A 7,790-nucleotide genomic window follows, 5' to 3' on the forward strand; every position below is an offset into this window, starting at 1 on the left:
TCCCCCGCCCGTCAGAGCCGGTGCGTATCGTAATCAATCCCCGCATAACCAAACGCCTGCGGCCCGACGACATCCAGCGCCTGCGCTGTCCGCAGCAGATCGTGCGCGGGCAGGCCGATCACCGCGACGGGCAGGCCGTACTTGACCAGTTCCGTCGTAATGGGTTCCCCCGTTTCGTGTTCGACCATCATGATCAGGTCGGGCACGCAGGCCATCACCGCGTCATCCACCCACAGCACCAGGTTTTCATTCTGGATGGCGATGCGTGCCGTGCATCCCGCATACGCGCCATTGCCCGCAATCATGACCATGCCGACGGAAAAACCGCCCTTCATTTCCCGCACGACCGCCGTGACCCTGCCGGTAAACAGCAATGTCGCGTCGGCCACGACCAGCAGGCGTTCCAGCACATCCGCCCGCGTCGCCCGCGCATCGACTATGGCCCGCCCGATACGCAGGGCCTGTGTTACCGTGCCGGGCAATGCCGCGCGCCGGATGAAAGCCATCCCCATGGGGGCGGTGCACATGCCGGCGCTGCCGCCCATCTGCACCGTGACCGCGCGCGCCAGTGCCTCCAACCGGTACATGGTATCCACCGGGTCGAAGGTGACGACATTACCCTTGTCATCCGCCACGGCGGCGGGTGAGCAGGCCTGCCCGTAAATGAAGAACGTCGTCATCTGCACTTCGGGAAAGGCACGGCCCATGCCATCCCCATCCAGTACCGGCAGCCCCGCCTGTGCTGCAATCGCGATCGGTTCGATACCGTTTGATCCCCCGATTTCCTCCGAAATCAGGGCATCTGCCCGGCGTCCGGTCGTCCGTTCCAGTGCGCGCAGGGCATGCAAGCATTCGTCACCACGCTTTATCTTTTCCACCCCCACCACCGGCGCGCCAATACTGCCCAGGGCATAGACCGTTGCCGTATCATCAAGCGCGTCAAAGGGAATGATACGCACCTGCGCGCCTGCGCGGATCAGTTCGCGCGTGCGCAGCATGCCCAGATAGGGATTGCCCCCACCACCGGTGCCCAGCACGGCACAGCCCAGTGACAGGGGCAGGAGGTCTTCCTCCCCGATCACATAACCCCATTCAGACATGCAGATCCCCGATTACCTTGATACGGATGCGCGTGGCGTTACCCGGCAGGTACGCAAGTGGAATTTCCTCGATATCGATGACCTCCAGCCCGTCGGGGGCCGCGCCGGCGGCAATCGCCATGTCCATCGCCCCCTTGCGCGCATCCGCCATCGCCGCGTCACGCGACACGGTCGCAAGGCTGTAGACGCGATCGGTTTCGCCCGAAACCTGCGCAATCGCGGCGCCGACCGCGTTCGCGACCGCGAAATGCGCGGGTTTCATGACCGGCAGGCCCGCAAGGGTTTCATGATCGACCAGGATTGAACCCCCACCCACCACCAGCACCGGCAGCATATCGGCGGAAATACGTGCCCGTTCCACGCACTGTTCCAGCAGGGCGGTGATGGCACGCCGGGCGTCACGCACCAGCGCGGGCGGCAGGTCGGCCACACGCGACCGGTCCCCCAGCGACGCGCCGCCCGCCGCCACCATGATGTCCGTCGTGGTCAGGGTCGCACCGCCGAAGACCATACCTTCATCCGCAAGACGGTAACCGACCGAGTCCGGCCCCACCGTAATCCCGCCTTCCGCCTGCCGGATGATGGAACCACCCCCCAGCCCTACGGAAAACACGTCGGGCATACGGAAATTGGTCCGTACGCCACCGACTTCCACCGCAATTCCGGCCTGTCGTGGCAGACCGCCCCGCAACAGCCCCGCGTCACTTGTCGTGCCGCCGACATCAACCACGATCGCATCCGCGACACCCGACAGGAAAGCCGCGCCACGCATGGAATTGGTTGGTCCCGATGCAAAGGTCATGACGGGAAAACGCTCGGCAAAACCGGCATCCATCAGGGTGCCGTCATTCTGGGTCAGGTACATCGCCCCCTGAATGCCACTTTGCGCCAGCGCGTCACGAAAGGCGGTGATGACCGTGCGCGACAGATCACGCAGACAGGCATTCAGGATGCTGGCATTTTCACGCTCCAGCAGGCCGATACGACCGATCTCGTGTGATTTCGTGACATGAACACCGGGCATTTCCGCGTTCAGGATCGCTTCGGCCCGATGTTCCATTTCCGCATTGACGGGGGAAAAGATGGACGAAACCGCAACTGATCCCACACCCTGCGCCCGCAACTGTGCCGCGATGCCGCGCAGGGCCGTCTCATCCAGCGGTGCTATTTCGCGCCCATCGAACTCATTGCCACCCGCGATCATGTAGCCCCGCCCGGCAATGGCGTCGCGCAGGTCGGTGGGCCAGTCGGTCATGGGCGGCAGACAGGCGGATGCAGGCAGACCAAGCCGGATGGCGGCGGTAGGGGCAAGATCACGGCGCTGCACCACCGCATTGGTGAAATGAGTCGTGCCGATCATTACCGCACTGACGGCAGATGCGGGCTGCCCCGATATTTCAAGCAGCCGGGACAGGGCTGTGCGCACGCCGCTCATGATATCGCCGGTTGTATATATCTTGCACGATGCCAGCACCACGTCCTGGGTGATCATGGCAGCATCCGTATTGGTGCCGCCGACATCAATGCCAATTCTGATCATGGAAAAGTCCCTGCCATCCGACAGACCGGAAATAACGGTGGAAATCAGTAAATCACCGATGCCATATTGTTATGGTAACGATATGAATGAGCCCGTCAACATCATTCCCTGCGGTCACCATAACCACTATCCCATGCCATCATGCCAGACAGCGCGCACCGATACAGTGATGGCCCCGGCTGCATGATCTTACCCCCCTGCCGGCATGAAGGTTGTATAGACAGGCGCTGCGCCCATGCAGGGCATCCACGGCAACCATGCGGGGATGAGCGCAAATCACGAAAATGTGCTTTTTATTATAATTGTTATTAACAGGTAATATATTTTGTATTAAAATCGTTATTTATTAATAGTTTACTTCATAATCTATGAAAATTTATCTGTTATTTTGAAATTCTTCATCTCCGCGATCAATACGCGGAAATGCGTATTCCATGACACCACAAGGGGGGTCGAAAGTATCCGGGCATAATTCCGATGCATTTTCATACGGCGGGAAATATTCATGGTTACACAGCATGTGCGGTCCCCCAACCGGGATCATTACCTTCCATCTGCCTGCAACCATGAGGCCGCACGACCACGCAGACGCAGGCCCATGTCACGGCACCTGTGTCTTCTTGCCGCGTCCATGCTGTCCTTTTCCAGTCTGGGCATGGTGCAGGCAGCCCCTGTATCTGCTGCGGACGGCGCGACAGACGTGGACAAGCCACCGCCCCTGCCGAAAATTGTCATACCGGATGTGCTGAAACCCCGACTGACGGCCCTGAGCGATGAACAGAAGGCCTTTCTGACCAGCCCGGCGCTGTACATGTTCGCCCGGCCACCGGGGGGACCTGCGCAACTGTTCGCCAAGCTGGAAAAAGAAACACCTGAAGAAATCAGTGCCTATGTCTCGGCCATGGTATCGGTTGCCGAACAGGTCGATTTCAAGCCGGGCCGGGATCCCGCCAGCATTCCCCTTGATACGAAATCACCCAGTTTCAATGCATGGAATGCCCGCATTCCCCAGCAGCTCAATCCGAAACGTGAACCGGGGCCGATCCAGATCACACGTTACATTGGTGGCGAATACGGGTCGTTCAGCGGCATTCCCACCTTTGCCTATGCCCCCATTGCCCTGACACCCGAGGATCTGAAGGCGGGCAAGGTGGATGTCGCGATCGTGGGGGCGCCACTGAACATGGGATCCGGCTTCCGTGATGCACAGCACGGCCCGATGGACATGCGCACGTCACGCGGCGCACAGGGACCGTGGGGGCCGGACATGTACACCATGGTCGATCCCATCGAGGAACTGAAGATCGTCGATTACGGTGACGTGGCGATAGACAATCTCAGCACCGAACGCAGCATTGACGAAGTGCGGCGCACTGTGGCGGAAATCGCCCGTGCAGGTTCCATCCCCGTGGTCGTCGGCGGTGACCACTCACTGGAATATCCCGACGTGGCGGGCATTACCGATGTCTATGGCAAGGGGAAAGTGGGGGTCGTGCACTTCGATTCCCACTACGACGCCTGGCACAACGAACCCCACCTGATCGATCATGGGCAGCCGGTATACCGGGTCATCCATGAAGGTCACGTGCAGGGGAAAAACTATATTCAGGTCGGCCTGCGTTCACGTGGGCCGGAGGAAGCGGGCTTCAAATGGATGCGCGATAACAACATGCGCTACCACACCATGGTGGAAGTGGAAAAACGCGGCTGGAACGCCGTCATGGAACGCGCACTGGCGGAAGCCAGCCAGAATACGGACAAGCTGTGGATTTCCTTTGATATCGATGCGCTGGACCCGGCCTTCACCCACGGTACGGGCACGCCCGTTCCCGGCGGCCTGACCCTGCGGGAAGCACAGCCGATCCTGCGCCGCCTGTGTGCCGAGAAGAATGTTGTCGGTTTCGATATCGTGGAGTACGCGCCCTATCTCGACACCAGCTACAAGACCGCGCTGAACGCCAATTTCCTTCTCAACGCCTGCCTGACCGGCATTGCCATGCGCAAGAAAGGCATCACGCAGAAAAACTATCTCAGCCCGCTTACCGTCGATCATCAGCGTGATCACCTGGGGGGAACATCAAAGTGAGAACGGGTAATCCAATGCGCAAAATGCTCTTTCTTTCGACCCTGGCAGCCGTGCTGGCCGGTCCGTTATTCCCCCCGGCGCATGCACAGGCCCCGGCGCAACCCGATGCCCTGGCCGGCCTGACACCAGCGGAACGCGCCTTCGCCACCGATCCACACAAACTGGCGGAATTCCGCCTGACACCGGAAAAGGTGCGCATGGTCCTGACCGGACGCAGCACGGTGGAGGCGAAGGATTATATTGATGCCATGATGAATGCCGTGGCGAAAGAAGCCTTCCAGCCCGGCGATCAGCCCGATATTCCGCTAAACACCACATCCGCCCTGGCCTTCAATGGGGAAACCGTTGTCCGGCCCGCCATTCTTGATGACCTGCACCGTGACCCCGGCCCCATCATCCTGGACCGCTACATCCACCAGAAAACCGGCATTCCCACCTTCGCGCACGCCCCGTTCGCCCTCCACCCCGAAGATCTGGAAGCAGGACATGTGGAGGTTGCCTTCGTCGGCGTGCCACAGGATTTCAGCACCGGCTGGCGTGACGCCCTTCATGGTCCCATGATGCTGCGAACCGCGGATTACCTGACGGGCAGCGCCAGCGACCCCGATCCCGATACCGGCATCAATCCCGGCGCGGCGCTCCGTCTGGCCGATTACGGGGATCTCGCGGTGGATTACATGAGCGTGGAACGATCGGAAGCGCATATCCGTGACATGATCGCACAGATGGCCCGTCTGCATGTTGTCCCGTTTGTCATCGGTGGCGATCATTCCGTCATGTTTCCCGATGTATCCGGGCTGTCATCCGTCTACGGGCATGACGCCATATCAATCGTGCAGTTTGATGCGCATGGCGAAACGGACTGGGAAGATGACGGACACCTGCGCGCGGATAACCAGTCCGTACGGCGGCTGGTGGAAAACGGCAGCGTCCTGCCCCAGAATATCATTCAGGTTGGCGTAAGGGATGGCGCCCCATCCATCCAGCCCACGACATCGCGTCCCGGCAGCGTTGTCACGCACCCGGTCACCGAACTGGAGCAGCACGGCACGATGGCCCTGTTGCAGACCGTGAATGATGAACTGAAGACAAAAGCGCATAACGTCATTGTATCATTCGACCTGAGTGTTCTTGACCCCGCGTACGCCACGGGCACGGGTCGCCCGCTACCAGGTGGCATGACCATGCGTGAGGCCATTCCCCTTGTCCGGGGCATATGCGCCAGCAACACGGTGGTTGGCTTTGAACTCCTTGATCCCGCCCCGGTACTCGATACCACCTACCAGACCGGCCAGAATGCCAATGCAATCATGCATGCATGCCTGACGGGCATTGCCCTCAACAGGCATCCGCACACATGATCCCAGGCCATGCTGAAGGACTGTTGCAAAATATCAGGTTGATGGAAAAATAACGAAAGTTTCCGGGGGCTGCCTTTTCCACAAAGGCGGCATTTCCTGAAGTTGCCGGAAAAGCGTTACCAGAAACGTCTTCATGATCTGCAGGACGTCCTGATACCCCGCCATCCGCCAGATACGGAACCACATGCCGGAGGGGGATGCGCATCCCCTCCGGCAAAGTGCCTTCAATGGCTGCCCTTTTCATCCGGCGCCGTCCCCTGTGGGGCCTGTAGGGCCGCGACCTGCTGCCGCAGGTCCATGATTTCCTGCAGAAGGTTTTCCACCGTCCGGTTCCCGACCCGTTCCACGGCGTAAAGGGAGGTAAACAGGGACATGGCCTGCCGCACCACCGCCGCGTTTTCCCTTCCCAGCTGTTCCAGTCCGTCCGGTGTCGCGGATGGGGACTGCCGGTCCATGAATTCGGCCATCATCCGTTCCAGGTAATCGGAAACCTCGCCCTGCCTGCTGTCACCATAACAGCGGATAAGCTGGCGCAGGAAGGCAACCGGCAGCATGGCGCGCCCACGGGTTTCCTCTTCCAGCATGACCTGCGCCAGCACGCCACGGGTTATGTCGTCGCCCGTGCGGGCATCAAGAATGACGAAGGCACGGTCCTGTTTCACCATGTCCATCAGGTTTTCAAGGGTGATATAGGCCGAAAGTTCGGTATCGTACAGCCGCCGATTGGCGTATTTCTTGATGATTACCGGAACAGAAGATACCGACAAATGCCTTCCTTTCGCATGGATCAGGCCCGTAACACCCCGATGGGCCATGACGCCGTCCGCCAGATGGCGGCGGCCACCCCGGCCAGACATTGCGCATGCAGGCCAGCCATGGGGACTTCCCCCCGGCATGGCCCTTTCATACCCACCCCCTGACCATGTCCAGCCCTGCGGCAATGGGTTCAGCGCGCGGCATGCGCCTGTCCCTGCATCCATGACCGCCAGACAGCCTGTATTATGTCATAATATCAGGGACTGGCCATGAGCCGGATCATTAATTGTGATTCCGGATGGGAAAACAATATTGCCATCCGGCCCGGTTCCCCATCCGCATGTTCCGGCCATGCCGGGATGATGGTCATTTCCGCCCCCTGTCCCGCCATGAAGCCTGTGTCCTCCTGCCTGTAAAACGCAGATGTAACCACCTGCGTTTCCCCAACCGCGCCAAACATGACGCAGTCTGTCAGAAACTGTCCTTTTCACCGCGCAACCGCGCCAGAGTCGCCACGTCGCCCGCGCGCAGGAAGGGGTTGGTCAGACGTTCCACCGACAGCGGCACCGGCAGGGTTGGCAATCCCCTGCGCCGCAGGTCCGCCACCTGGCCCGCACGCTGTTTCAGCGCGGCATTATCCGGATCGACATGCAGGGCAAAACGGGCATTGGACTGGGTATATTCATGTCCGCAGCAAATCAGCGTGTCATCCGGCAGGGCCTTGATGCGTTGCAGGCTGGCGAACATGTCGGCGGGCGTCCCCTCGAACAGTCGCCCGCACCCCATGCTGAACAGCGTATCGCCACAGAACAGCGCCGGGCCGTCGGGAAAATAATAGGATACCTCCCCCGCCGTATGCCCCGGTGTTGCGATCACCTGCGCCCGGGACTGCCCCAGGGCCACGACATCCCCGTCGCGCACCGCGATATCAAGGCGTGGCAGGCGGG

General features: G+C 60.4%; 6 protein-coding genes and 1 pseudogene (1 of these 7 cut by a window edge). 2 read left to right on the forward strand and 5 right to left on the reverse strand.

The genetic code is table 11. The annotated features are described in order from the left end of the window. Positions 1–11 precede the first annotated feature (11 nt). Complete coding sequence (locus tag GEU01_RS00275) at positions 12–1,100, reverse strand: DUF917 domain-containing protein (protein WP_019084492.1); 1,089 nt, start codon at positions 1,098–1,100, stop codon at positions 12–14. After that, positions 1,093–2,640: a hydantoinase/oxoprolinase N-terminal domain-containing protein gene (locus GEU01_RS00280; RefSeq protein WP_019084493.1), complete on the reverse strand. Its 1,548-nt coding sequence runs from the start codon at positions 2,638–2,640 to the stop codon at positions 1,093–1,095. The genes GEU01_RS00275 and GEU01_RS00280 overlap by 8 nt, the downstream gene beginning before the upstream one ends. A gap of 598 nt (positions 2,641–3,238) precedes the next feature. Between GEU01_RS00280 and GEU01_RS00295 the strand changes: the two genes are divergently transcribed. Then, entirely contained in the window at positions 3,239–4,726 is a 1,488-nt protein-coding gene (locus GEU01_RS00295; RefSeq protein WP_019084495.1) for an agmatinase family protein, read from the forward strand. Between the two features lie 14 nt (positions 4,727–4,740). After that, on the forward strand, positions 4,741–6,087 hold the full coding sequence (locus tag GEU01_RS00300; protein WP_019084496.1) for an agmatinase family protein: 1,347 nt from the start codon (positions 4,741–4,743) through the stop codon (positions 6,085–6,087). Here the strand turns inward: GEU01_RS00300 and GEU01_RS26140 are convergent. From GEU01_RS26140 to gloB, 3 genes and pseudogenes are all read right to left on the reverse strand, one after another. Next, positions 6,065–6,331 carry a hypothetical protein gene (locus tag GEU01_RS26140; protein WP_162136418.1) on the reverse strand — a complete coding sequence of 89 codons (267 nt, stop codon included), beginning with the start codon at positions 6,329–6,331 and terminating at the stop codon, positions 6,065–6,067. The two genes, GEU01_RS00300 and GEU01_RS26140, sit on opposite strands and share 23 nt — an antisense overlap. Beyond that, complete coding sequence (phaR, locus tag GEU01_RS00310) at positions 6,312–6,902, reverse strand: polyhydroxyalkanoate synthesis repressor PhaR (protein WP_232272380.1); 591 nt, start codon at positions 6,900–6,902, stop codon at positions 6,312–6,314. The genes GEU01_RS26140 and phaR overlap by 20 nt, the downstream gene beginning before the upstream one ends. A gap of 412 nt (positions 6,903–7,314) precedes the next feature. After that, positions 7,315–7,790: pseudogene (gene gloB, locus GEU01_RS22150) on the reverse strand (hydroxyacylglutathione hydrolase) (it continues 258 nt past the right edge of the window).

This window comes from Komagataeibacter europaeus LMG 18890, assembly GCF_000285295.1.
GTDB classification, from domain to species: Bacteria; Pseudomonadota; Alphaproteobacteria; order Acetobacterales; family Acetobacteraceae; genus Komagataeibacter; species Komagataeibacter europaeus.